Below are 23,138 nucleotides of genomic sequence, written 5' to 3'. Positions count from 1 at the left end.
CCCCTAGGACTCCCATGCGATCCCTCCGCACCAAGCGCGCCGGAGCGGCCGTCGCCGCCGCCGTGGTCGCCGCCACCGCCGCGACCCTGCTCGCCCCCGGCACCTCCGGCGCGACCGCCGCCACCGACCCCGACATCCCGGATGTCTGCGAGGACCGCCGCCCCGGGCCCGCCGACCCCGGCGCGTACGGCATGCAGCTCGACGGCACCTTCCGCCATCCGGCGCTCACCCCGGTCGACGAGGAGCACGAGCACTCCTTCCCCGGGCGCAACAAGGACTACGACACGAAGTCGTACATCAAGAACATGAAGGTCGAAGCCGCCTACGAGGGCGCCGACTTCACCCCCGACTACTTCCACACCTGGCAGAACGTCGTCGACTTCGACGGCCGCCGCTACCTGTTCCAGTACGACCGCTCCGAGGGCCGCGTCTACGACGTCACGGACGTCAAGAAGGTCAAGGTCGTCGAGAAGATGACCCGCGACGACGTCGACGGCGACGAGACCAAGGGCAACTCCTCCTGGGCGCCCCACGATTACTGGGGCGCCTCCACCATCCAGTGGAACAAGAAGCTGAACGCCTACGTCATGGTGATGAGCTTCGAGGACAAGCGGCAGGTCTCCGAGCTGACCGACGAGCCCGAGCACGACAAGTACAACAACCCCGAGGGCGTGAAGAAGCTCCGCGAGAAGCCCGGCCTGAAGGGCTTCAAGGTCTTCCGCCTCGACGGGCCGCGCAAGAAGGACTGGAAGCTCCTCGCCACGGTCTCCACCGACTCCACGCAGAAGGACCCGCTGAAGTCGGACGTCAACAAGCCCCAGCAGGGCTCCGGTTCGCTGGACGTGCCGTACTGGACCGGCGAGAAGTACATGTTCATCGCCACCGCCCCGAACGACACCTACTCCGGCAGCGAGTACCCGACCAACCTGCACTCGGCCGGCTACCAGTCCTGGGACATGTCCGACCCCGCACACCCGAAGCTTCTGGACACCTGGCACCTGCCAGGACAGCGCACCGGCGAGGACGCGGCGTACCGCGCGAACCCGCGCTGCGGCAACCACACCAGCTGGATGGGCGCGCGCATGCCGCTGTTCATCCCCAAGCCCGTGGAGAGGGGCGGCCGTTACGCCTTCGCCGCGATGGGCGGCTACGGCCTGACCGTGCTCGACATCTCCGACCCGGCGCACATGAAGACCGTCAGCCACCTGGACCTGCCGCCGTCCGTCTCCGGCACCGAGGGCGACAACATCGACGTCTCGCAGTACGAGCGCACGGGCCTGATCTACTTCTCCGGCTATCCCCTCACCGAGGACTGCTACGAGCCGTACAAGGACGTCTACCAGATCGACGCCAAGGACCCGAAGAACCCGCGCGTCGTCGGCGCCCTGCCCCGCCCGACCCCGCCGAAGTCCGCCTCCTTCAACGACTTCTGCCAGCGCCGCGGCAGCTTCGGCCCCAAGCGCACCGGCTACTACACCAACCCCGGCAAGCACGACGCGGGCGTCCTCGGCTACGGCTTCTACAACGCGGGCGTGCAGTTCTTCGACGTCTCCAAGCCCGCGAAGCCCGAGGTCGAGGCCTACTTCGTGCCCAAGGCGTACGGCCCGGAGACCCCCGACTACGCGTACGGCAACCAGACCCACGGCGTGTACGTCGAGTGGGACCGCAACATCGCCTGGGCGCTGACCAACCACGGCATCTACGCCCTGTCCGCGCCCAAGGTGCTCGGCAAGCCGCACCTGACCCGCCCCGGTAAGCCCTTCCGCAACAGCGAGTTCTAGATCAACAGGTCTTCGCCATCAGTGAGTTAGCCAGCACAGCAGGTCGTGCCCCGCGAACCCCGGGGGCCTCCCGGGGGCGGCGGACGAGCCGCCCGCCGCCCCCGACTCCCACCGCGCACCACCGCACAGAAGGACGTCCCCGTCATGGCCGCACCGGAAAGACCCACGCCCGCCGCACCACCCGCCGCCGACGGCACCCCCGCCGACGCGCCTGCGGGCCGTGGCCTGGTCCGCTCGCTCACCCACCGCCAGACCACCATGATCGGCCTCGGCTCGGCGCTCGGCACCGGCCTGTTCCTCGGCTCCGGCTCCGCGATAGGCGTCGCGGGACCCGGCGTGATCATCTCGTACGCGATCGGCGCGGTCCTCGTCGCCGTCATCGCCGTCCTGCTCGGCGAGATGTCCGCGGCCCACCCCGTGCAGGGCTCCTTCGGCACGATCGCGCACAAGTACCTCGGCCCCTGGGCCGGCTTCGTCGCCAGCTGGATGTACTGGTTCAGCGCCGTCGTCGTCATCGGCACCGAAGTCGTCGCCTCCGCGCTGTACATCCGCTGGTGGTGGCCCGGCGTCCCGATGGGCGTGGCCATCCTCGCCGTCGCCGCCGTGGTCCTCGCGGTGAACGTCATCAACGTCAAGTCCTTCGGCACCACCGAGTTCTGGCTCTCCACCATCAAGGTGACCGCACTGTGCGCGTTCATCCTGTGCGCCGCCTTCCTGGTCTTCTTCGGCCTGCCCGACACGGAGGCCACCGGTCTCGCGCACCTCACCGACGACGGCGGGTTCGTGCCGCACGGCGCCAAGTCCATCTGGATCGCCATGTCCGTCGTGATGTTCGCGTACGCCGGGTTCGAGGTCGTCGCCATCGCCTCCGCGGAGGCCGCCGACCCGCAGCGCACCATCCGTACGGCCATGCGCCAACTCGCCTGGCGCCTCAGCCTGTTCTACGTCCTGTCGATCACCCTGGTGGTGGCCCTCATCCCGTGGAAGCGGCTGGCCTCCGGCGACGGCAGCGTCGAGGCGAGCCCGTTCGTCCGCGTCTTCTCCGACATCGGCGTGCCCGCCGCCGCCACCCTGACCAACCTCGTGGTGCTCATCGCCGCCGTCTCCGCGGCCAACGCCCACCTGTACGGCGCCTCCCGGCTGCTCCACTCCCTCGGCCACGACGGCCTGGCCCCCGCCCCGCTGGCCCGCCTCACCGCACGCGGCGTCCCGGCCGTGGCACTCGCCGCCTCCACCGTGGGCATCGCGGCCGCCGCACTGCTCGCCTTCTACGACGTCGGCGGCATCTTCAGCATCCTGATGTCCATCGCCCTGTTCGCGGTACTCCTGGTCTGGCTGCTGATCCTCGCCTCGTACGTGGCCTTCCGCCGCCACCGCGACGCCCACCCGGACGACTTCACGGGCTTCACCATCCCCGGCGGCCCCAAACTCGCCCTGGTGGCCGGCGCCGGCGTACTCGCCGTAGCCGCAACAGCGATCGAGGTCCCGGACATGCGCCAGGCGGCGGGCGTGGGCCTGGCGTTCACGGCGGTGCTCCTGGTGGGGTACGGGGTGGTGGCGTGGCGCCAGAGGGGGGCGGGGGCTGGGCGGTAACGCCACGGCTGAGCCGGGCGGTAACTCCTTGAGCTGTGCGCATTCCGGTCGCCGATGCGGTCGCCCGGGGTGAGGGTTGCGTGCCGTGCCATGTGTGTGGCGCGGCACGCGGGTCTGGGATGGGGCGGGTACGGATCGGAGGCGCCTGTCCGCCGTGCGCCGGCGCGCGGCCCGATGTGCGCCGCGTGCCAATGCGCCGTAGTTGCTCCCGTGAGCTACTACCCGCGCCCCGTCCCCCGGGGGTCACACCACGTTCCGGCCACCCAACAAGGCCCTCCGCGCCCCTGCTCGGCCGCTCTTGGCGTATTTCACTCAGCGGACGCGGGCGTTCACCGGGCAGGCGCCGTAGGTTCGGACCACTCCGCCGTGCAGGCCCGTGACATATGCCGTCCGCGACAAGGCGCCGGCGCCGGTCCCCCGCCGGAGGTCCGAAGCCCCGTCGGCATCTGCCGCAATGACACAAGGGTGTCAATTCCGTCTTGCCTGCATTGTCCGGAACACATGTACACGGCCACTGGAGTAAGGCGGTTAGGCTCCCCTTGCTCCTGAGCATCCCAGCCCCGCTGCCTCGCTCCTGAGCATCCCAGCCTCGTCGACGCGGCTTCGTAGCACGGACAGCTGTGCCGTCTCACCCCATGGCGGCCCTGCCTGAAACAGCTGAGCCCCCTCCTCACCCGTAGACGAAGGAGCAGTCATGCCCGAGATCAGTCAGTCCCAGTACCTCCGAGAGGCCGCGGAGATCGCTCTGTGGGAGACGCCTCCCCCTGAGCCGAGCGCCGCCACCAAGTCCCTGCTCTCGCAGTTCGACTCCGCGAGCAACGATCAAGGGGTGGGCAACAACTCGGTGGGAGACGGCAGCACCCTGCCCGACCTGGGGAAGGATCTGTCGGACTTCGGCTCGTGGGAGTCCGTCGCCGCCACCATCGTGCACAAGGCCGAAAGCGTCAGTGGCTTCGACCCGGGAGCCACGACCTTCGATCTGAAAGCCTGGGACGTTTTCCTCACGAAGTTCGCCACGAACCCGTTATGCCTGCAGTACACCTTTGACTTCCGCAAGGCCGACATCTCCTCGCTCTCCCTCAAGAGCGCCATCGATGCGGTGGACGACCTGCTCAAGAACTTCATGTCGCCGGAGAATTACCTGGGCATCGTGGAATCCATCAAGAAGGTCGGCCAGCTGGCGCTCTCGACCGAAGGTCAGACGGAGAAGAACAGCAACCAGCAGATCGGGTGTCTGTCGGTCCATGCCAGCAAGCTCTATCTCGGAGTCATCCGGACCACGGTGTCGATGGAGCACAAGAAGGGCAAGGGGTACGAGCAGTTGACCCAGAGCCTCCAGGTCTACCGGGGCTACGGCGTGCTCGACTTCGACAAGTGCAAGCGCTCCGCCGACAAGCTGCTCGACTGGGACGGCAAGGACGTGGACGACTGGGCGAACGGTACGGCCAGCGCCTCGCAGCAGCCCAACCAGAGCCCCGCCTGGGACAACTGAGCCGGTCGGGGCCTTTCGGTAATCCGCTCTGTAATCCATCGGGCTCCCGGTGTGAGTCCCTCAGGTGGACGGACTGTTCACGCGGGGGCCGCCGCCCTGGGAGCTCTTCACTCCGGGCAGGTTCCGTGTTCTCCATAGAAGTGCCGCCGCCTGCGGGTGCGTCGGCCTCGACCTTCGCCCAGGTCCTTGCCGAGAACCTCGGCCACCCGGACAGTGGCTGCACCTTCGTCCAAGAAGACGGGCGCGAGCACTTCGTGAGCTGGCCGGCGCTGTCGCGGGAGGCCCTGCGCCGGGGGCGCCGGCTGCTCCAGAGCGGCCTGCGCAAGGGAGAGCGCATCGCGCTCATCGTCCCCGAGGAGCAGGAGTTCGTCCTCACCTTCCTGGGCGCGGTCTCGGTGGGCGTCATCCCGGTCCCCATGTACCCGCCCATGAACTTCGGCAAGCTCGATGCGTACCGCGAGGACGCCGCCCACATCCTCCGCGCGGCGGGAGCCCGCGCCCTCTTGATGCCCCGCAGTCTGGCGGACCCGCTGGCTCCGCTCCTCCAGGCGGTCGAGGGCTTGCAGGCCGTCGTCCCGGAGGAGTTCTTCGCCGAGCCCCTGGTGGGCGGTGCGCCCGAGCCCGAGGCGATCCTCCCCGAGGACGTGATGTTCCTGCAGTTCACCTCGGGGAGCACGGCGGCCCCCAAGGGAGTGCGGGTCACGCACGCCAACGTGCTCGCCAACTGCGCGGCCATCATCAGCGCCCTCTCCCTCGATCGCGGACGAGACCGGGGCCTGAGCTGGTTGCCCATGTACCACGACATGGGGCTGGTCGGCTTCGTACTGGCGCCGCTGGTCGCACGCTGCCCGGTGAGCTTCCTGCCGACGTTACGTTTCGCGCTCTCACCGAGGCTCTGGCTGGAAACGGTGAGCCGCCACCGCGCGACCGTGACCTTCGCGCCCAACTTCGGCCTGGCGCTGGCCGTCAAGCACACCTCCACGGAGGAGTTGAAGCGGCTTGACCTGTCCTGCTTGAGGGTCGTGGGCTGCGGCGCCGAGCCCAACCACCCGGAGACGCTGCGCGCTTTCGCCGCGCACTTCGCGGCGGCGGGGCTGCGGCCGGGGACCGTCGTGCCGTGTTACGGCATGGCGGAGGCGACGCTCGCGATCTCGTTCGGCGAGATCGGAGTTCCGCTCGCCCTGGATGTCATCCAGCAGGAGCCGTACCACGCGAGCGGCCTCGCGCGGCCCGCCTCGGAGACGGACTCGGAGACCAACCCGGACTCGGAGGCCGAGGTCCCGGGGGCCCCGGTGGCGTTCGTGCCCTGCGGGCGCCCCATCGCGGGTCATCGCGTCCTCATCGTGGACGACGAGGGGAATCCGCTCCCGGAGCGGCACATCGGCGAGGTGGTCTTCCAGGGGCCGAGCGTGGCTGCGGGCTACCACGGTGACGCGGAGGCGACCCGGCGGAGCTTCACGACTGACGGCCTGCGCACGGGCGATTGTGGATACCTGGCGGAAGGCGTCCTCTACGTGACGAGCCGCAAGAAGGACCTGCTGATCATCAACGGGCGCAATCACGACCCCCAGACGGTGGAGTGGGCCGCGGCCGAGGTGCCTGGCCTGCGCAAGGGCAACGTCGTGGCCTTCACCCGGCCGGGCCGGGCCACCGAGGAGGTGGTGATCGTCGCCGAGCTCCGCGGGGGTGACGCCGCCACGGTGGCGCGGCAGGTCCGCGCCCACATCCAGACGAAGCTGTCCCTCCCCGTGGCGGAGATCCTCCTGCTGGCGCCGGGGGAACTGCCCAAGACTTCCAGCGGCAAGGTGAAGCGGAGCCAGACGCGGCAGCAATATCTCGACGGAGCGCTCCACGGTGGAGTGCTCCAGACGAGCGCGACCTGAACACCATCCGTACGCCCCTAATGACGCCCTTAATTGAGGAGCAGCCATGAACGCCCAACTGTCCCCCCAGGAGCGAGAGCGGCTGTACTCCCTAGTCCGCGAGAAGTTGGACGTCAGCGGCGCGGAGTCTCCCGAGGACATCAAGAACACCACCATGGTGAGAGAGCTGCCGGGGGTCGACTCCATGAATCTCCTCCGGCTGCTGGGCGCGGTCGAGCTGGGCTTCCAGGTCAACCTGGGTTTCGAGGCCATCCCTCAGGTGCAGACGGTGCAGGACATCGAGCGGCTGATCTGCGCGTCGCGCGAGCAGTACGCAGGCCGCGTCCCAGGTGCCGGAGGACAACCGTGAGCACGTGGACTCAAGAGCAGTTGCGACGGGAGGCGTCGGAGATCGCCCTGTGGGCGGCGGGCAGGCCGACGCCCCTCCAGGGGGTGTTGGAGAGGGTTGAGCAGCTGATCTCCGACGGCAGCTCGCTCGACTACAGCGACCAGGAGAAAGGGGTGGGCAATTGCTACGGCACGGATGGCAGTGAGCTGCCCGGTCTGGGGCCGCTGGCGTCCTTCGGCTCGTGGCAGTCCGTGGCCGCCACCATCCTGCGCAAGGCCGAGGAATCCGCCGGCTTCGATCCGTCATCCACGGCATTCGATCCTGGTGAGTGGAGCAGCCTCGAATGGCAGTTCAAGAATATGCCGCTCTTCACCAACATTATTGACGACAGCACGGATGCGTCCATCTCGTCCCTCTCCCTGTTGCCCGTCATCGAGGCGGTCTACTATGCGCTCGAATTCGACGGGGTGGTGCCGATGGACGCCTTCGCCGAAATCATCACCTCCATCAAGAAGATCGGCCAGCTGGCGGTACAGAACGAGGGGCAGCAGGAAAAGAACAGCAACATCCAGCAGGGAGTCCTGACCGTGGTGCGCGGGGATCTCTACCTCGGGATGCTCCGGACCACGGTGCGGATGGAATACAAGAAGGGCAAGGGGTATCAGCACCTCAACCAAGAAGTCACCGTCAGCAGACTCAACGGGAACCTCGACTACGACAAGTGCAAGCGGAACGCCGATGAACTGCTGGCATGGGACGGGCAGGACGTGGATGACTGGGTGAACGGCGCCTCCAGCGCTGGCTACCCGCCCAACACAAGCCCCGCCTGGGACAACTGAGTCGCTCTGGCTCCGGGGGTAGATCCATAATCGCGGTACGGCAAGGCGCCTGTCACCGTTCTCCGGAATGATCTTTACACCCGATGTGCGCTCCTAGGCTTGCGGGCGGACACAACGTACGGATCCGACCTGGGAGTTGAAAGTGGCGTACGACGTTGCCGCGCTGGCGATGGAGCTCACGGACATGGCCGCGGCCGATCAACAGTCCGCAGTCCGCGCGAACAGCGATGACCCCGCCGAGCAGTTGGCCTGGCGGCGGCTGACCGCTCGGCACGGTGACCGGCTGGGCGAGATCATGGGCGAGTACGGCTGGCCGACGGCGGAGAAGGTCGGCGAGGAGGCCGCACGCGCGGCATGGCTGATCGCTCAGCACGCCGACCGGCAGCTCGACGTACAGCGCCGGGCCCTCCAGCTGATGCGGGAGGCGGTGTCGGCGGGCGCGGCCGACCCGCGCGAACTGGCCTTCCTGCGCGACCGCACGCTGGTCAACGAGGGCCGCGAGCAGGTCTTCGGAACGCAGATCGCCGGTGTGAAGGACGGGGCGCCGATTCCGTGGCCCTGCGAGGAGCCCGAGCGCATGGACGAACTCCGTGCGGAAGTCGGCATCGAGCCCTTCGACGAGTACGTCGCCAAGTTCTCCATGGCCTGACGCCCCGTTCGCATCCGCATGACATCCCCGCGCCGGCCGCCGCCGTACGCGATCCGCCTGCGGCCGGAGACTTCAGGCGCGAGCCGCCGCAGCAGCGACGATCCAGTTCCTGAACTCGACGGCGTAGTGCCGCAGATGGTGCTCCAGGACCTCGTCCGGGCACGTGACGGGGAAGTACACCGTCAGGTTCGCGGTGAAGCCCTCGGCGGTGTCGCCGAACTGGATCAGCGCCCGCCCGACGACGGTGCCGTCGGCCAGGAAGAGGTTCGAGGACATCTTGCGCGGGAACTGCGACTCCGGCAGGAGCTCGGCCGCGTCCTTGGCCCAGGCCAGCGCGTCGGTGCCCCAGCCACCCATGTAGAAGTCGGCGACGTGCGGGCCGATGTTCTCCACCACGCGCGCGCCGATCTCATCGGTGCCCATCACGTAGTGCTCGGGGTGCGCCGCGAGGAGCACGCGCTCATCCCCTGCGAACGCCTGGTCCATCCAGGCCAGGAAGTCACCCGAGGTCAGCCCCTTCGACGCGAGCACGGTGGTACCTCCCTTGAAGGCGCCGTCGGAGGTCCGGGCGCTCTCGCGCAGGACGGCGTTGCCCTCCTCTATGTCCGCGGCCAGGAGGTCGAGGATCCCCTGGCGGCCCAGCAGCGTCCGGAAGCGGTCCAGCGCGCGGCGGGCGTAGAAGAGCTCGAGGTCGTCGATGCTCCCGGCACCGGCGGGTCCGGCCTCAAGCGTCACGGTGACGGGCGGAGAAGTCTGGTCGTCGGTCATGGTCGAACCTCCGATAGGATGTGAATGTGAATTCGCGTTCACATCGAGAGAGTACGCAGAGGGGTTCACCAATTGTCAAAAGGTCCTGTTGAGAGCCCCGCGGATACGATGCGGGACATGAGCGAGGAGGCGGAACGCCCGGCGGCCTACCGGGAACCCCAGCAGGCCCGCAGCGCCGCGACCCTGGCCCGCGTGCTGCGGGCGGCCGAGGAGATCGCCTCCGCCTCCGGTCTGGAGGAGATGACGATTGCCGGTGTCGCCAAGCGCGCCGGCGTCGCCGTCGGGACGATCTACCGCCGCTTCGAGGACAAGGAACAGCTGATCACCGCCCTGACCGAGCGGATGCTGGAACGCCGCGAGGAATACGTGGCCGAGCAACTGCGCGCGGCCGAGCCCTCGCTCTCAGGTGTCATGAACGCATACGCGCACGCCCTGTTGCAGTCCTTCGCCGACAGCAGCGGCCTCTTCCCCGAGTTGCTGCGCACGCGCGGGGCCAGGTCGCTGGACCGCGGGGCCCGCACCATCACCGAACTCCATCGCCTCCTGCTCGAAGCAGCGCACCCCTACACCGACCAGATCCGCCGCTCCGATCCCCAACAGGCGCTCGACACCGCGGCTCGCGCCGTCCTCGGTGCCTGCTTCCACAACTCCGTACGCCCCGACGCCGTCACCGGCGAAGCGGCCAGGCGCCGGTACGCCGACGAGCTCGGCGACATGGCGATCGCCCACCTCCTCACCCCTGACCGGCGCCGCGACGCCGAGACCTGAGCAGCCCGGCGGCCCCGCCGTCAGCGGGACGCTTCCCCCTGCGCCACCTCGACCCGGTGGTGGACGTCGGCCATCGCCGTCACCGCGGCCCCTGCCGAGAGGGCCACACCGACGGTGAGCGCCAGCGCGATCCAGTGCGCCGAGCGCGGACGGCTCCCGCGCGGGGTCAGGAGTTCGGCGACCCGGCGCGGAACCGGACCGGTCGCCGCCCCGGGCGCGAAGGCGGGGCGGGGTGACGGCCCCGCCCGTGGCGTCGTACAGCACGATCTGGCCGTCCTCGACCTGCAGGTAGCGCTCGTAGTTCTGCCACCAGCGCTGCGACATCTTGCCCCACGGGGCGTCGAGGGAGTTGTAGGTGCGGGTCAGCTGCAGGGACTGGCCCACCCCGGCGACCTGGAAGTCGGTGGCGGCGAGCATGAGGTTGCCGGTGGAGTAGTTGACGCGGGCCACCAGGGAGTCGGTGACTCGGACGTCGGAGATCTGGTGCCAGGGCACGTCCCCCTGACCCTTCGGCACGACCGCCGCCACGGCCCGCGCGGTGCGCTTCCGCTGCGCGGTCGCGGTGTGGGCGCGCTCCTTCTGCGCCGCCCGCTACCGCGCAACATCCGATGTGGGCTCGCGCTCGGACACGGAGGCCGGGGCCCTGGTCTCGCCGACCTTCACCGGGGGGCATCTCGGCCTTGTCCCCGTCCTTGCCCCAGACCGAGGACGGGGCGGCCTGATCACCCTGGGCGAAGGCGGCCGGAACGACTCCGGCCAGGAGTGCAACGGAGGCCAAAGCCGCCACGGCGGTACGTCAGGCGCGAATCCGCGAACGTCTGTGCGGTGTTCCTGTGGTGCGTGAAGACATGCTTCTCCTCAGGAATGCACCCCAGCAACCCCGACGGCCACTGGGCCATCGCACGCTAGACACCACACGGCAAAAATCGCACAAATGTCCCCATCGGTTGCCTGGTGTTTCAGCCCCGATTGCTACTGGCCTTTGCCGCGAAAGCGACAAGTGGTCCACCGTGCAAGGCGCGCCGATACCTGGTTCCTGCCCCACCAGTAATGGTCCGGCAGAGACCGCTTCGGCTGGAAAGGGCCCCGCTGCGCATGGTTGCGTTGCCGCGCCCCTGCCGGCGGCGGCAGTTCGAGAAAAAGAGGAACCCCGGCTGGACGAGGCAGGACGCGGCCGCCTGACGCGAGGCCCGAGGGCGCTACCGCGCCCTCGGGCGGCCCTGGCTTCCTCTCCCGGAACCGCATGCGCAACAACGTCTTAGTGCTCTCATTCCTTGGGCTCGCCATCGTTTGACGGCATATGGGCAGCCGGGGAAGTCGATCTGACGGCCCGGATTACTGCCCTACTGCAATTACTGACGGCGGTAGCGGGTTTCCTGATCCGTTTCCACTTGCTGCCCCGGGAGGTTGCAGCCGAGCCGGTCGACTTCGTGGATGCGACGCGTGTCGTCGTCGTGTGGGTGGTCCGGGCTGGCGGTCAGCGTCCTGACGCGATGCCCGCGAGGATGGTGCCGAGCATTCGGTCGAACTCCGCCTCTGAGCCGAAGTCGGCTAGCCGCGGTGCGAGTTCGGTCAGTGTCGGATACGCGTCGGCGTCGAAGTCCGGCACTGCCGCGGCTCCGTGGGCCTCCGCCGCGGTGCGCGCCAGCAGATGGCCGTTGAGGAACCCGAAGAGCACCGAGGGCGCGTCCGCGGTGACCTGTTCAGGCATGCCCGCGTCCCGCATCGCCGAGACCAGCCGCTCCAGCGCGGCAAGCGCCGAGGCTGAGGTCTGGGCGCGGCCTGCCAGCAGCGGGAAGACCTGAGGATGACGGTGGGCCATGTCCCGATACGCGTGGGCGGTGCGGCGGGCGATGGCCTGCCATCCTTCCGGTTCGCCGTCGGGAATCCGCACTTCAGCCAGGACCACCTCGCAGGCCGCGTCCAGCAGTGCCGCCTTGCCCTTGACGTGGTGATAGATCGACATCGGGTCCACCCCGAGCTCGTCGGCCAGCCGCCGTACCCCGAACTGATCCAGCCCGTCGCGGTCGATCAGGCCGACCGCCGCAATCGCGATACTCGCGCGATCCAGCCCGGCCGAAGTGCCTCGTGCGCGTCGCACCACGCCATCCTCCTGTCCCTTGCCAAACCTACGACGTAGAACATAACGTGCCGACTGAAATCTACGCCGTAGGTTTGATGACTCGGGGAGGGACACCTATGACCACCGCTGACGCCCCGCCGAAGGCAGCGCCCGCCGCGCGCCCGCCGGGCGCCCCCATCGGCGTGATGTACGCCGGACTCGCGCTGACCGCCGTGACCGCAATCGCCCCACTGGTGGACGCGGCCACCGCCGACACCATCGCCGGGCACGTCCGCGCGGCGTACCCCCAGTGGGGTCCGGGGCCCGTAGGCCAGGACCGCACCGCGATCACCACCTACCTCGCCGTCACCGGAGGACTGGGGGCACTGCTATGGCTCCTGACGATCCGTGCGGTCGCGACAGGCAGGCGCTGGGCGCGGGCCGCAGCCACCGCGGCATGGGGCGCCGGTGTGACGGTGGCACTGGTCAACCTCAGCGCGGGCGGCGAGCAGTACAAGGTCATCGTGCCGGTCGGCTACGGCGTGCTGACGCTGCTGCCGTGCGTGCTCGGGGGCGCGGCGGTCATACGGCTGTGGCGCCGTAAGGGTGCGCGCACAACCGCCCTCGGCCACCGGCCGATCACCCGGAGTCTGCCGGCACGGCTGGCTCCCAGGACAGACAAGGACTCATGACGTGACAAGGAATCATGACGTGACAAGCCCTCTGGACAGCACAGCACTGAACGCCGCCATCGGAGCTGTTCACCGCGCCGGCATGCCGGGCCTGTTCGCCGAGGTACGCGATGGCGACGAGGTCTGGCGTGGCGCCGCCGGGGTTGCCGATGTCGCCACGGGACGCCCCGTCACCGCCGACATGCGCCACCGTGTCGGCAGCGTCACCAAGACCTTCACCGCCGCCGCGGTCCTGCTGGAGGTCGAGGCCGGTCGGATCGGCCTCGACACGCCGATCGGCCAGTATCTTCCGAAGCTGGTGCCCGGCGAGCGCGGGGACGCGATCACGGTCCGGATGCTGATCAACCACACCAGCGGCCTCGCCGAGTATCTCCCGTACGCCTACCCCTCCCTCAAGGCGTATCCCGCCCTCGCTGACACCGGGCCGCAGAGTCTGGACGACCATCGGTTCACGCGGTTCGATCCCACGGCGCTGATCGAGATGGGGGTGAACGCACCCGCCGTCGGCGTCCCCGGCGGCGCTCCGGGGGTGTACTCCAACACCAACTACCTGCTCCTCGTCCAGCTCCTGGAACAGGTGACGGGCACCGCGTGCGAGCAGCACATCACCCGGAACGTCATCGAGCGCGCCGGGCTGCGGGACACCGGATTCCCTGCCACGCCACATGTCGACGGGCCGCACTCGCAGCTCTACGAAGCATGGTTCGGCATGATCGACCCGCCGCGCGACTACAGCGTCTTCGACATGTCCTGGGTGGGGCCGTCGGCCTCGCTGATATCGACTGTCGCGGACCTCAACCGCTTCTACCGCAGGCTGCTGGCCGGGGAGATCGTCAGCCCATCGTCGCTGGCGCAGATGCGGCGCACGGTCCCGGTCGTCTCCCAAGAGGGAAAGGTGATCGACTACGGCCTCGGCCTGCACCCGATGGAAGGTCCCGGTCAGGGCACCTTCTGGGGCCATGGCGGCACCGTCTGGGGCGGCGGGACGCTGGCCATGACCCGCGCCGACGGCAAGCGACAGCTGGCGGTCGCGGTGAACATGCAGCGTTGGAACCGACTCGGTTCCAACGGCACGCCGCAACCCCATCCCATCGACGACGCACTGGCGATCCTGTACCGCGTGGCGATGTACGGCTGACCGGGCCGCCTGCACCGCCCGTTGGCCGCTCTCATTCCTCTTCCTCCTCGTCCAGCTCGAGTGAGTCCGGGTCGCGCAGCGGGCACAGGGCGCCGACGGCCGGAGCGAAGGCGGTGAAGCTGTAGTCGAGGACCAGGCCGAGTACGTCGATCTGGTCCTCCATGCCGTCGCGGTACGCCTGGTGACCTCACCGGTCACCTCGATCAACTCCGCTACGACACCGCCCTCGCCAGCGGCTGGCCGATCGCGACCGGAGCGACCGGAGCGTTCGAGGGCGTCTGCCGGCACCGCATCGGCGACCGCCTGGAGATCACCGGAGCCCGATGGGGCCTCGCCGGGGCCGAAGCCGTCCTCAAACTCCGCGCGCTGAACGACAACGGCGACTTCGACGCCTACTGGACACCGGCATCCAGGACGCCTGGAACCTCACCGCCAAACTGGTCTCCGCGGTGCGCGGCGACGCCGGTCCGAGAGTCCTGGACGACTACGAATCCGAGCGCCGCGCGGTGGGCAGACTCACGGTCGAACAGGTCCCAGGGTCACGCACACCGAGTATCAGGCGATCGATAGCGATGGGACTTTCCTGACCCTCTTGGACGACTCAGACAACGTGAGAGACGACCTTAGGCTCCCGGAGGACCGACTCAGCGCGCTCGTCATTGCTGCCCCTGCACAGGCTGCCGACCAGGACCCTGGCACTGACGCCATGTTCGGACCCTCCCCGACTGGAGCCGGCGTACCGCTCGACTTCGCCCCCGGCTCGGCGCCGGGCGGTACCACGGCCCTGGGCAACTGGAACGGGAACGCTGGGCACGTAGCGCTGCAGGACACCGCGCAGCTCTCTCCGAGCCAGCACGACGTCTTCAACATGGCGTCGGGCGGCAACGTGATGCCCGGCACCCGCTAACCGACCCGCCGCCCCTGACCGGTCCGTGTTGAGCGGCGCCGGCCGGTCGGAACGGAGGGCCAGCGGCCCCGAAGCCCTCAGCTCACGGTGTGGGTTCTTCGTGTTCCCGCAGGCCAAGCAGTCGGCATCACATGCAGGTTGCTACGGCTTGCGAACCGTGAACGGACCGGCGCCGACCGTGATGCGCCGCCCGACCTCCGCTGGCACGGGGCAGCCTGTCCCGGACGGGCGGCGGGGGTGAGGTCGTCGGGCATGGGGGATCACCTCCGAGGGCTGGGTGGATTGCTCGACTGCGCCGCTGGGCATTCCGCAAGTTCTGATAGCCGGGCTTACCAGCAACGGATACGACCAACGCCACCCGTTCGTGGGACAGCCTCTTTCGAAGCCCAGGCGCTAGCATTCGGGGGCGGCGCTGGTGAAATTTCATGACGGAATTTCATACGCCTCCCACCTGCACGATCCCAGGCACTGGACCCGACGATCAATCGATCGTGCAGGCCCGTCGAACAGAAGGGACCTAGCAATGCAGGAGTACGCGAACGGGATGAGCGCCGGCCTCATCCCTGGGCAATGGATCAAGAGCCGCAAGTCCGAGGCCAACGGAACCTGCATCGAGGCCGTCGGCCTGCCGGGAGGAGGTGTCGCCCTGCGCAACTCACGGGACGCCAACGGCCCGGCGCTGGTCTATACCGTCGAGGAATTCGACGCGTTCCTCGACGGCGCGAAGAAGGGCGAGTTCGATCACCTGGCTGTTCCCAACTAGCCTTATGGGCCGTCGGGTTCGACGGGCGTAGTCAACATGGGCGTGCCACTATCGATGTGACAACGCTCTAAGGAGACAGCGTGCCCCCGGAACCCCATTCGATCGTCCGCCTGGCCCGGCCCATCACCGGGCCGGGTGTGACGAGGACGGCCGCCAGCATCATGTTGGGCGTCATGGTCAGCACGGCGCGCGACTCCGCCGGCTGGACGCAGAAGTTCCTGGCCGGTCGGGCCCACGTGTCGACCCCCACGGTCTGCCGTCTGGAGACCGCTGAGGCGAAGGTCGAGCCGCGCACCGTCGAGCAGATCATCCAAGTGCTGCCGATCGACGCGTCCGAGCGCGAGACGATGATCGTGCTCCTGGAGCGCTCCACGGAGCCGGAATGGTTCCAGCAGCGGTTCGCCGATGTCACCCCGGACTACCTGCAACGCCTCCTGGGCATGGAGTCGATGGCGGTGCACCTGGTCACCTACGACGTACGCCTCGTCTGCGGTCTGCTCCAGACGCACCAGTACACCGAGGCCGTCATCCGCACCGGCCTCCACCTGAACGAGCAGAACGGCGACGAGCTGGAACTGCGCCTCCAGCAACGCCTTGAGCGGCAGCGGCGCGTTCTGGACCAGCCTGACCCCCCGCAGTGCACGTTCCTGATGGACGAGTCCGTCCTGCGCCGACGCGTCGGGCCCGATGACGTGATGCGGGAGCAGATGCAGTTTCTGCGCGAGGCCGCCGACCGCCCGCGCGTCTCCATCAGGTTCGTGCCGCTGGACCGCCCCCTGGCGGGCAACGAGGCCTCGATGGCCGGCTCCATGGCGGAACTCAAGTTCGGCCGGGGCGGTCTGCCCGACTTCATCTACACCGAGGGCTATCTCAAGGCCGACTACCTCAGCAAGCCGGTGCAGACCGCCCGGGACCGGACACAGAAGATCATGGAGTTCGAGCGCCACCAGCAGCTCTTACTGCGTCTCCAAGGAGAAGCGTGCGCTTCGCTGACCGAGAGCCGCAAACTGCTGGACGACGCCATCAGGTGGTTCCGGTAGCCCGCCCGCGGGCCTCGGACCGCGCCTACCGCCGAGGTGGCACCTGGCCCAGCCCTCCGTACTCCGTCCACTCGATGCTGCGTTGGCGTTGCTGGAGTTCGGAGGTGGGGCGCCAGTCGGTGACGTCGCGCAGTCCTGGTTCCTGCACGATCAGCCGGTCGAAGAGCTCGTCCACGTCGCTCTTCTGACGGACCCTCCCCCAGTTGTCATGGGTCTGTTCACTCATGAGTTTGGTGACGGCGTCCCGCACCTCGGCGTCCTCGCTCACCAGTTGGCAGAGCACGACGAAGCTGCCCGGCGCCAGACGGTCGATGACACGGTCGACCATGGCCTTGGGGTCGGCACTATCCGGCAGACAGTGCAGCACGGACACGAACAGCGCCGCGACCGGCTCCTCCAGGTCGATGAGCCGTACCACGTCGTCGTGCGCGAAGATGGTGTCCGTGTCCGTCATGTCCGCGGCCAAGATCGCGGTGTTCTCGTTCTCGGCCAACAGCGACTGCCCGAGCGCCAGGACCACCGGGTCGTTGTCGATGTAGACGACGCGCGCCCCCGGATCGTCTTCCTGCGCGATCTGGTGCACGTTCCGCTGCGTGGGCAGTCCCGAGCCGAAGTCGATGAATTGCTTAATGTGGTGCTCCTTCGCCAGAGCCCGCACCACCCGCTCCAGGAACCACCTGTTCTGGAGTGCGATCTCACGCGATGTCGGCGCCACCTCCAACAACTGCTCGCCAGCGGCCTGATCGACCGCGTAGTTGTTGCTGCCGCCAAGGAGCCAGTCATACATGCGTGCCGCACTGGGCACCGACAGATCGACTCGCTTCTGTTCCGTCAACGGACAAGTCCCCTCGCTGGATCCGCTGCTCACGAAGTGAACTGCCCATGTTAGGAGGGCAGCACGCAGCACACCACCACTGATTCGAGTGATGGGTGGCGCGGGATGGCGGGGACTGGCGCAAAGGCATGCGCCGGTAGTGCTCGGTGGCGCGGGATCAGAACGGATTCAAGACCGTACTCTGCCGTGCAGTTGAGGCAAGCTTCGCCGGGCACCTTCCAACCCGGCTGCGACGGCGGCGGAGTCCACGCCCATGAGGTCGGCCGCCTCGGATATCGGCAGCTTCAGCTCATGGCACAGCAGCACGCTGTCGGCGCTGACGCGCGGAAGTCGCCTACAGAGCGCGGCCGTATCGGTGACGGTTGCGGACGCGCGGCCCGCGCGAGCGCTGACCTGCCGCCTGAGTTCAGTCCAGACCAGGGCTGCGAGTCGCGGCTGGGTCAGCAGCCAACTCCACCTCTCTCGGGCGTACAAGAGAGTCGCATCGACTGCGGCGTACGCCGCGTCTTCGGCTGCCAGGTGGGACAAGGCAAAGCGTACGTACTGTGGCCTGTTCCGTTCGGCGAACGCCAGGCAGCCGAGTTCCAGCGCAGATGCCCCTGACGGCCTTGTCGACCGGGTTGGTTGGCAGGGAACGGATCCTTGGCATCCGGTGGTCCCGAAGGTAAGTGATGAAGACGTAGACAAGACACTCCTCGCGTCGACCCGTGGTGCCGAACCTGGTGTCGCACCCCCAAGGGCGCGAGACCGCACCACCGTTACTGCCTGCGTGGGCGTCGCCAGACCACGTCGATGCTCGCGTGATACGCGAATCCGAGCATCATCGCGATGAAGGCGGACCGTGCCGCGTCCACACCCGCGTCCGTGATGAGGTTCCAGACGAGGACGAAGGCGGCGAGAAGAGCGCTCAGCCGAACTGTCGCTCTGCCACTTGATTCCCGGCGAATTCCTGCCGGAGTGATGGGCCAGCTGGTAACGTCCAAATGCCCGGAGAGCATTGGCCCTCGGCACATTAGTTCGAACATTTTCATGTGTTTCCTTCGAGCTTCGTGTCCCCGGGGAAGGCGTAGCGCGCCCAACCCGGGCGGGCCCACGAAGGGGCTCGACAGGAAACGTACCGCGCCGAACCAGATGATCTGGCCGTCAGCGCCCCCCACGTAATTTCATTTCGTCACCCCAGGCAATTAGCTCTTCCTCGATCACATTTGATCGGTCGGAGAGCTGAATCGACTGGGAATGCTCGCGGAAATCGATTCCGCGTCCGAATAGCCCGGGGCGCCAAGAATCGCCCCGGAGCATCGGCCTGGTGCCGACGCCCGACACGGCGCCATCGGCACCGAACTGCGGGGAGGACATGGTCCGCGTCGTACCCCTCGGGACGCGATGAGGTATGAAGACGTCCGTGACCGAACCACCCCAGACCGCCACCCAGCACGCGTTCGTCGCCCTCGCTCCGCCCGACAGCGCCAAGAAGGAGCTGGCACACGCGCTGGGTCCGGCCTATGCCGCCTACCCCGACCTGCGGTGGAACCGCATCGAGGACTGGCACATCACCCTCGCGTTCCTGGGCGAGCTACCGATGCGCACCGTCCAGCGGCTCCGCTCACCCCTCGCCGAACTGGCGGCCACCCGCCCCTCTCTCGAACTGACGCTGCTCGGTGGCGGACACTTCGACGAGCGTGTGCTGTGGAGCGGCATCGGGGGCGATCTCGACCCACTGCACGAGCTGGCCGAAGCGGTACGTGCGCGGGTCAGGGACTGCGACACCGTCTTCCCCGAACGTCCGCTGCGCCCCCACCTCACGCTGGCCCGCGCTCGCCGCTACGACAGCACGTCGGTGGGACAGGCTGCCGTCTGCCTCGACGGCTTCACCGGGAGCCCTTGGCGGACCGAACGCCTCCATCTGGTCGGCAGCACGGAGAGAGGCCACTCGGGCCCGCGGCGCTATCAGGACGTCGACGCATGGACCCTGGTCACCGGGCACGGCCATCCCGCTCCGAAACCGCCGCAGGCCCGGCTCACGTGACGCGGAACGCGGAGCCGGGCACTTGGGGCGAGCGCCTGTTCAGGCCGGCGTGGAGGACGGCGTCGTGTCCTTGCGGGTCACCGAGAGGTGGACCACCAGACCGAGGATGACGGCGAGGAAGAGCACGCTGGTGACCACCGTGCCCAGGCCCAGTCCTCCGTCTCCGGTGGGCTGCGAGAGGTAGTCGCCCATCGACGCGCCCAGCGGCCGGGTGAGGATGTACGCCATCCAGAAACTCCACACCGCATCCAGGCCGAGCGAAGCACGGCGAATACCGCCGTGGACAACTCCCGCGGCACTCCCATGTTGTCGGTCAAGTTGTCACTGATCAGAGTGCCCACGACGCTGATGAGCGCGACAGCCGACCAGTAGACGCCCGGCCTGTAGGCACGCGTGCGGAACTGGGCGACGAACACTCCCGCCAGCAGAACGCTCATCAGTACCGACACACCCGTCAGGCCGAGCCCGGCCTTCCGGGTGCGATGAGTCCTGAGTCATGGCGTGACCGTGCCAGCCACAACCTGAATACATCCTGACTGCGAGTGCGGAAGCAGTCGCTTCAGATCAGTGGCCGGCCAGGTGCCGTGCGAAGAACCTGCGGATCGTATGGCGGACCGTGGGGATCGATACGGTTGGTGTGACGCTGCCGACCAGCGCGTTCCTCTCCGCCGCCGTCATCAACCCGGCCACCTGGAGCTGGGGAAGCATCGCTGCGTAGTCGGTGAAGGTCCAGTGGTTGGCGTCAGCGACGCGTGCGCGGCGGACCCGTCGACCCGACAGCGCGGCCACGGCCGACCAGGAGCGATCCATTTCCTGCCGTCGGTCGAACCCCTCGCTGCCGAGTAGGAGCAGTGGCCGGTCAACCCCCTTCTCCGCGACGGGGAACGGTTCGGCGGCGGTCCCCGGCGCGGAGGGCGGATAGTCCAAGTAGCCCTCCAGGTTGATCCCGGCACGCACCCGCCGATCCTCGTACATCACCTCGGTCACGGCGCTCCCTCCGGCGGAGTGCCCGTACACGCCGAGGCGGCGCAGGTCGAGCGTCTCGGCGAGGCCGCGCGGCAGGGGCAGTTCGGCCGCGTGCCGGAGCCGGTCGAGGACGTAGTGCAGATCGGCGATACGCGCGTCGATCATCGTGCGGGCCACGTCCGGCTGGTCCCGGGGATCGCTGCGGAAGACGGTCGTTCGCACGGTGTCGTCCCGATACGGCCGGGCATCCGGGAACTCGACCGCTGCGGCGTCGCCTGGGTGATCGACCAAGACGACGACGGCGCCGTGGCTGGCCAGGTCCTCGGCCAGGGACGTCCCCAGGCCGCGCGGGTCGCCGCCACCGGGGCTGTGCACCAGCACCGGCCATCGGCCCGGCAGGGGCGGCGCGCCCTCGAACGCGTGGGACCGGGTGGCGCCCCAGTCCACACCTGCGGCGGGCAGGTGGAGCAGGGTGAGCGGGGCTATCCGTCCGAACCAGATCGCGGCCTGCGGGGGCAGTTGTGCAGCCGGTGTGAGGCCGGTGACGTCGCCGGCGGGGTAATGGACCGTCAGCATGAGCTCCCGTACGGGGATCGCGGGGTCCCACGGGTCGCACCGGGTGTCGTCGACGAGGTACAGCGGTTGGCATCCCACGGGGTGGGGGCCGGTGGGTGCGGGCAGGGTTAGTACGGCGTCGGCCGATACCGGGTCCGGATCCACTTTGCAGGTTCGGGAGTTGGCGTAGGCGCGGCCGCCTGCACCGAGCATCAGCGCGGCGGAGCCGAGGAGCGCGGAGGCGGTGACGGTGCGTCGGCTGACGGAGAAGTCGCGAGTCATGGCATGCATGCTGGTGCGCCCGGCCTGGTGGCGGCGATCCTTTAGGTTTGGGGCTCAAGGATTGCACTCGGGACAAGTGTGGGGCCGACACGCGAGGGGGGAGCCGTGTTCCGGATCCACTTCACGCCCGACGACTTCGCCCGGGTCAGCCTCGCGCCACGGCCTGCGCCGCTCCAGGAGCTCAACCTGGCGCTGGCGATGATGTGCCGCAGGGATGGTGAGCTGCTCCACGGGGCTTGGCGACGGCGGGCGTTGCGCGCGCTGCCGGAGGCGACCCTCCCGCTCGCGGACCTCGTCCCTGCCGGGCGGGCGCCGGGCTTCCTGGATGTGCTGGCGGACTCGCTCCCGGAGGCCCTGGAACAGGTCCGCTCGGCCCCGGCCGAGTTGGTCAGTGCCGAACTGGAACGGGTCTACGCACCCGCGCGCACGCCCGCCCCGGTGTGGATCCACGACCTGCACCGGGGTGCCCCCGAGGCATGGCGATCTATCCACCGTGCGCAGATGGCCGCGTACGAGGTGCTGCTCGGCCCGGTCTGGTCGCAGGTGCAGGACCTGCACCACGCCGAGTTCGTGCGACGGGCCGTGCAACTCGCCGAAGGCGGCGTCGGTTCGGTGTTGACCGGGCTGCTGCCCGGCGCCCGCCTGCACAGGGGTGTTTGGGAGCTCCCGGGCCCGCCTCGGGAGGTCCACCTCGGCGGGCGCGGACTGCTTCTCCTGCCCAGCTTCCACTGGACCGGCGGACCGCTGTTGGCCGAACTCGCCGACCGCCCGGTCGCTCTCACGTACCCGGCCGGTACCGGCTTCCCGCCACGACCCGATGGCACTGCCGGTCCGCAGGCGCTGGTCAAGGTGATCGGGAACACCCGCGTCGAGCTGCTGCACCTGCTGGCCGATGAACACACCACGACCGAACTCGCCCGCCGGCTCCGCGTCAGCGCCGCCACGGTCTCGGCCCACACCGCGGCTCTGCGCGGCGCCGGACTGATCTCCACTTCGCGGGCCGGCAAGTCGGTACTGCATCGGCGCACCGCGCTCGGCGGTCTGTTGCTGCGGCAGGACGCGTAGGGTTCGCGTCGAGCTGCCACGGGGGCTTCTGGTGCGGGCAGGGCCAGCGGAGCGGTGAACGTACGCGGACACGGCACCAGCCGTCGCTGAGCCGCTCCCATGGGGCAGCCATAGCGATCCGACTCCAGGGGCTCTCCCAACCGGGGAGACCCGAGCCGCACCGGCGGGACCGTGCCGTCGCCGCCCCCGGGTGAAAGTGCCCGTGAAAACTTCGCGGCTACCTGCAACCTCCCCGGGGCCCGGACGTCTGTCGGGGTGAAGGCGCCTTCGTTTGATGCATCGACCCCGACCACAAGCACGACCACAAGCACGAATCGAGGAACCGCATGTCCCTGCGTCATGTCTCCACCCGCAAGGCCCTGGGCGCCGCGACGGCCATCGCCGCTCTCGCCCTGGGCGGTGGCGCGGTGGCACACGCCGCCTCCGCCGATCCCGCCCCGGCCCCGGCCAAGTCCGGTTCCGCTGCGGCCGAGCACGCGACGCCCGACCGGGGTCCGTCCGCGGCGCCGGGCAAGGGCAAGCACAGGGCGCCCGCTCCCGCTCCGGCCAAGGGCCAGCACGAGGCGCCGTCCCCGGCGCCCGGGAAGCCCGGACACGAAGCGCCGTCCCCGGCCCCCGCTCGCCCGGCTGTGAAGTGACGTCGCAGCGCAGGCCGTAGCCGCAAGCCGTAGGAGGGCCGCCGGGCCGATCACCCGGCGGCCCGCAC

Annotated in this window: 23 protein-coding genes and 3 pseudogenes; 18 read left to right on the top strand and 8 right to left on the bottom strand. The window is 68.8% G+C overall.

Translation table 11 applies throughout. The annotated features are described in order from the left end of the window. The first annotated feature begins 14 nt into the window (after nucleotides 1–14). The 7 genes from ACIO9J_RS21905 (at nucleotide 15) to ACIO9J_RS21875 (ending at nucleotide 8,565) form a co-directional block, all read left to right on the top strand. Complete coding sequence (locus ACIO9J_RS21905; protein ID WP_402001943.1) at nucleotides 15–1,781, top strand: hypothetical protein; 1,767 nt, start codon at nucleotides 15–17, stop codon at nucleotides 1,779–1,781. Nucleotides 1,782–1,925: 144 nt separating this feature from the next. Next, a complete protein-coding gene (locus ACIO9J_RS21900) occupies nucleotides 1,926–3,374 on the top strand; it encodes an amino acid permease (RefSeq protein ID WP_402001940.1) in 1,449 nt (482 codons plus the stop codon). A gap of 694 nt (nucleotides 3,375–4,068) precedes the next feature. Next, nucleotides 4,069–4,866, top strand: coding sequence for a hypothetical protein (locus ACIO9J_RS21895; RefSeq protein ID WP_402001937.1), 798 nt, complete (start codon nucleotides 4,069–4,071; stop codon nucleotides 4,864–4,866). A gap of 125 nt (nucleotides 4,867–4,991) precedes the next feature. Continuing rightward, the gene (locus tag ACIO9J_RS21890) at nucleotides 4,992–6,749 is read left to right on the top strand and encodes a fatty acyl-AMP ligase (protein ID WP_402001934.1); all 1,758 of its coding nucleotides are present in this window, start codon (nucleotides 4,992–4,994) and stop codon (nucleotides 6,747–6,749) included. A 46-nt stretch (nucleotides 6,750–6,795) separates the two neighbouring features. Continuing rightward, on the top strand, nucleotides 6,796–7,098 hold the full coding sequence (locus ACIO9J_RS21885; protein ID WP_402001931.1) for an acyl carrier protein: 303 nt from the start codon (nucleotides 6,796–6,798) through the stop codon (nucleotides 7,096–7,098). Further along, nucleotides 7,095–7,916: a hypothetical protein gene (locus ACIO9J_RS21880; RefSeq protein ID WP_402001928.1), complete on the top strand. Its 822-nt coding sequence runs from the start codon at nucleotides 7,095–7,097 to the stop codon at nucleotides 7,914–7,916. The genes ACIO9J_RS21885 and ACIO9J_RS21880 overlap by 4 nt, the downstream gene beginning before the upstream one ends. Before the next feature lie 142 nt (nucleotides 7,917–8,058). Beyond that, nucleotides 8,059–8,565, top strand: a complete 507-nt coding sequence (locus ACIO9J_RS21875; RefSeq protein ID WP_402001925.1) for a DUF6624 domain-containing protein — start codon at nucleotides 8,059–8,061, stop codon at nucleotides 8,563–8,565. A gap of 72 nt (nucleotides 8,566–8,637) precedes the next feature. Here ACIO9J_RS21875 and ACIO9J_RS21870 read toward each other — a convergent pair whose 3' ends face one another. Next, on the bottom strand, nucleotides 8,638–9,333 hold the full coding sequence (locus tag ACIO9J_RS21870) for a hypothetical protein (protein ID WP_402001922.1): 696 nt from the start codon (nucleotides 9,331–9,333) through the stop codon (nucleotides 8,638–8,640). A gap of 117 nt (nucleotides 9,334–9,450) precedes the next feature. Here ACIO9J_RS21870 and ACIO9J_RS21865 point away from each other — a divergent pair, with 117 nt between their 5' ends. After that, the gene (locus tag ACIO9J_RS21865; protein ID WP_402001919.1) at nucleotides 9,451–10,101 is read left to right on the top strand and encodes a TetR/AcrR family transcriptional regulator; all 651 of its coding nucleotides are present in this window, start codon (nucleotides 9,451–9,453) and stop codon (nucleotides 10,099–10,101) included. A gap of 294 nt (nucleotides 10,102–10,395) precedes the next feature. Here the strand turns inward: ACIO9J_RS21865 and ACIO9J_RS21860 are convergent. Next, nucleotides 10,396–10,518 (bottom strand): annotated as a pseudogene (locus tag ACIO9J_RS21860) (DUF6531 domain-containing protein); the annotation flags it as partial. Nucleotides 10,519–11,578: 1,060 nt separating this feature from the next. After that, on the bottom strand, nucleotides 11,579–12,205 hold the full coding sequence (locus ACIO9J_RS21855) for a TetR/AcrR family transcriptional regulator (protein WP_402001916.1): 627 nt from the start codon (nucleotides 12,203–12,205) through the stop codon (nucleotides 11,579–11,581). Nucleotides 12,206–12,300: 95 nt separating this feature from the next. Between ACIO9J_RS21855 and ACIO9J_RS21850 the strand changes: the two genes are divergently transcribed. Both ACIO9J_RS21850 and ACIO9J_RS21845 read left to right on the top strand, forming a co-directional pair. After that, nucleotides 12,301–12,855 carry a hypothetical protein gene (locus tag ACIO9J_RS21850; RefSeq protein WP_402001913.1) on the top strand — a complete coding sequence of 185 codons (555 nt, stop codon included), beginning with the start codon at nucleotides 12,301–12,303 and terminating at the stop codon, nucleotides 12,853–12,855. A gap of 19 nt (nucleotides 12,856–12,874) precedes the next feature. Then, nucleotides 12,875–13,993 carry a serine hydrolase domain-containing protein gene (locus tag ACIO9J_RS21845; protein ID WP_402001910.1) on the top strand — a complete coding sequence of 373 codons (1,119 nt, stop codon included), beginning with the start codon at nucleotides 12,875–12,877 and terminating at the stop codon, nucleotides 13,991–13,993. 31 nt (nucleotides 13,994–14,024) lie between these two features. On the opposite strand, the gene ACIO9J_RS21840 is transcribed toward ACIO9J_RS21845, so the two are convergent. After that, nucleotides 14,025–14,156, bottom strand: coding sequence for a hypothetical protein (locus ACIO9J_RS21840; protein ID WP_402001907.1), 132 nt, complete (start codon nucleotides 14,154–14,156; stop codon nucleotides 14,025–14,027). Between the two features lie 44 nt (nucleotides 14,157–14,200). Here ACIO9J_RS21840 and ACIO9J_RS21835 point away from each other — a divergent pair. The 5 genes and pseudogenes from ACIO9J_RS21835 to ACIO9J_RS21815 form a co-directional block, all read left to right on the top strand. Next, nucleotides 14,201–14,392, top strand: a pseudogene (locus ACIO9J_RS21835) (ISKra4 family transposase); the annotation flags it as partial. Next, nucleotides 14,317–14,580, top strand: coding sequence for an FAD-dependent monooxygenase (locus ACIO9J_RS21830; protein WP_402001904.1), 264 nt, complete (start codon nucleotides 14,317–14,319; stop codon nucleotides 14,578–14,580). The pseudogene ACIO9J_RS21835 and the gene ACIO9J_RS21830, both read left to right, overlap by 76 nt. A 119-nt stretch (nucleotides 14,581–14,699) precedes the next feature. Further along, the gene (locus tag ACIO9J_RS21825) at nucleotides 14,700–14,900 is read left to right on the top strand and encodes a hypothetical protein (protein WP_402001902.1); all 201 of its coding nucleotides are present in this window, start codon (nucleotides 14,700–14,702) and stop codon (nucleotides 14,898–14,900) included. Nucleotides 14,901–15,423: 523 nt separating this feature from the next. Continuing rightward, nucleotides 15,424–15,663, top strand: coding sequence for a DUF397 domain-containing protein (locus ACIO9J_RS21820; protein ID WP_402001899.1), 240 nt, complete (start codon nucleotides 15,424–15,426; stop codon nucleotides 15,661–15,663). An 80-nt stretch (nucleotides 15,664–15,743) separates the two neighbouring features. Continuing rightward, entirely contained in the window at nucleotides 15,744–16,703 is a 960-nt protein-coding gene (locus ACIO9J_RS21815) for a helix-turn-helix domain-containing protein (RefSeq protein WP_402001897.1), read from the top strand. A 25-nt stretch (nucleotides 16,704–16,728) separates the two neighbouring features. On the opposite strand, the gene ACIO9J_RS21810 is transcribed toward ACIO9J_RS21815, so the two are convergent. Beyond that, on the bottom strand, nucleotides 16,729–17,538 hold the full coding sequence (locus ACIO9J_RS21810; protein WP_402001894.1) for an SAM-dependent methyltransferase: 810 nt from the start codon (nucleotides 17,536–17,538) through the stop codon (nucleotides 16,729–16,731). A 1,143-nt stretch (nucleotides 17,539–18,681) separates the two neighbouring features. After that, nucleotides 18,682–18,894: a hypothetical protein gene (locus ACIO9J_RS21805; RefSeq protein ID WP_402001891.1), complete on the bottom strand. Its 213-nt coding sequence runs from the start codon at nucleotides 18,892–18,894 to the stop codon at nucleotides 18,682–18,684. A gap of 46 nt (nucleotides 18,895–18,940) precedes the next feature. Here ACIO9J_RS21805 and thpR point away from each other — a divergent pair, with 46 nt between their 5' ends. After that, nucleotides 18,941–19,564: an RNA 2',3'-cyclic phosphodiesterase gene (gene thpR / locus ACIO9J_RS21800; RefSeq protein WP_402001888.1), complete on the top strand. Its 624-nt coding sequence runs from the start codon at nucleotides 18,941–18,943 to the stop codon at nucleotides 19,562–19,564. A gap of 39 nt (nucleotides 19,565–19,603) precedes the next feature. Here the strand turns inward: thpR and ACIO9J_RS21795 are convergent. Continuing rightward, a pseudogene (locus ACIO9J_RS21795) lies at nucleotides 19,604–20,037 on the bottom strand (hypothetical protein); the annotation flags it as partial. 91 nt (nucleotides 20,038–20,128) lie between these two features. Then, on the bottom strand, nucleotides 20,129–21,367 hold the full coding sequence (locus ACIO9J_RS21790) for an alpha/beta hydrolase (protein ID WP_402001885.1): 1,239 nt from the start codon (nucleotides 21,365–21,367) through the stop codon (nucleotides 20,129–20,131). A 105-nt stretch (nucleotides 21,368–21,472) separates the two neighbouring features. Between ACIO9J_RS21790 and ACIO9J_RS21785 the strand changes: the two genes are divergently transcribed. Both ACIO9J_RS21785 and ACIO9J_RS21780 read left to right on the top strand, forming a co-directional pair. Continuing rightward, entirely contained in the window at nucleotides 21,473–22,432 is a 960-nt protein-coding gene (locus tag ACIO9J_RS21785) for an ArsR/SmtB family transcription factor (RefSeq protein ID WP_402001882.1), read from the top strand. Between the two features lie 326 nt (nucleotides 22,433–22,758). Then, on the top strand, nucleotides 22,759–23,070 hold the full coding sequence (locus ACIO9J_RS21780) for a hypothetical protein (RefSeq protein WP_402001880.1): 312 nt from the start codon (nucleotides 22,759–22,761) through the stop codon (nucleotides 23,068–23,070). The last annotated feature ends 68 nt before the right edge of the window (nucleotides 23,071–23,138 follow it).

Origin of the sequence: Streptomyces sp. NPDC087300, assembly GCF_044744425.1 — a bacterium.
GTDB lineage: Bacteria > Actinomycetota > Actinomycetes > Streptomycetales > Streptomycetaceae > Streptomyces.
This window is presented reverse-complemented; position numbering and strand designations above follow the sequence as displayed.

Bases quoted from the DNA above. Each gene is read 5' to 3' on its own strand.
- ACIO9J_RS21905 (WP_402001943.1), top strand. From the start codon at position 15: ATGCGATCCCTCCGCACCAAGCGCGCCGGAGCGGCCGTCGCCGCCGCC.
- ACIO9J_RS21900 (WP_402001940.1), top strand. From the start codon at position 1,926: ATGGCCGCACCGGAAAGACCCACGCCCGCCGCACCACCCGCCGCCGAC.
- ACIO9J_RS21895 (WP_402001937.1), top strand. From the start codon at position 4,069: ATGCCCGAGATCAGTCAGTCCCAGTACCTCCGAGAGGCCGCGGAGATC.
- ACIO9J_RS21885 (WP_402001931.1), top strand. From the start codon at position 6,796: ATGAACGCCCAACTGTCCCCCCAGGAGCGAGAGCGGCTGTACTCCCTA.
- ACIO9J_RS21870 (WP_402001922.1), bottom strand. From the start codon at position 9,333: ATGACCGACGACCAGACTTCTCCGCCCGTCACCGTGACGCTTGAGGCC.
- ACIO9J_RS21865 (WP_402001919.1), top strand. From the start codon at position 9,451: ATGAGCGAGGAGGCGGAACGCCCGGCGGCCTACCGGGAACCCCAGCAG.
- ACIO9J_RS21850 (WP_402001913.1), top strand. From the start codon at position 12,301: ATGACCACCGCTGACGCCCCGCCGAAGGCAGCGCCCGCCGCGCGCCCG.
- ACIO9J_RS21840 (WP_402001907.1), bottom strand. From the start codon at position 14,156: ATGGAGGACCAGATCGACGTACTCGGCCTGGTCCTCGACTACAGCTTC.
- ACIO9J_RS21830 (WP_402001904.1), top strand. From the start codon at position 14,317: ATGGGGCCTCGCCGGGGCCGAAGCCGTCCTCAAACTCCGCGCGCTGAA.
- ACIO9J_RS21825 (WP_402001902.1), top strand. From the start codon at position 14,700: ATGTTCGGACCCTCCCCGACTGGAGCCGGCGTACCGCTCGACTTCGCC.
- ACIO9J_RS21820 (WP_402001899.1), top strand. From the start codon at position 15,424: ATGCAGGAGTACGCGAACGGGATGAGCGCCGGCCTCATCCCTGGGCAA.
- ACIO9J_RS21805 (WP_402001891.1), bottom strand. From the start codon at position 18,894: ATGTCCTCCCCGCAGTTCGGTGCCGATGGCGCCGTGTCGGGCGTCGGC.
- ACIO9J_RS21790 (WP_402001885.1), bottom strand. From the start codon at position 21,367: ATGACTCGCGACTTCTCCGTCAGCCGACGCACCGTCACCGCCTCCGCG.
- ACIO9J_RS21780 (WP_402001880.1), top strand. From the start codon at position 22,759: ATGTCCCTGCGTCATGTCTCCACCCGCAAGGCCCTGGGCGCCGCGACG.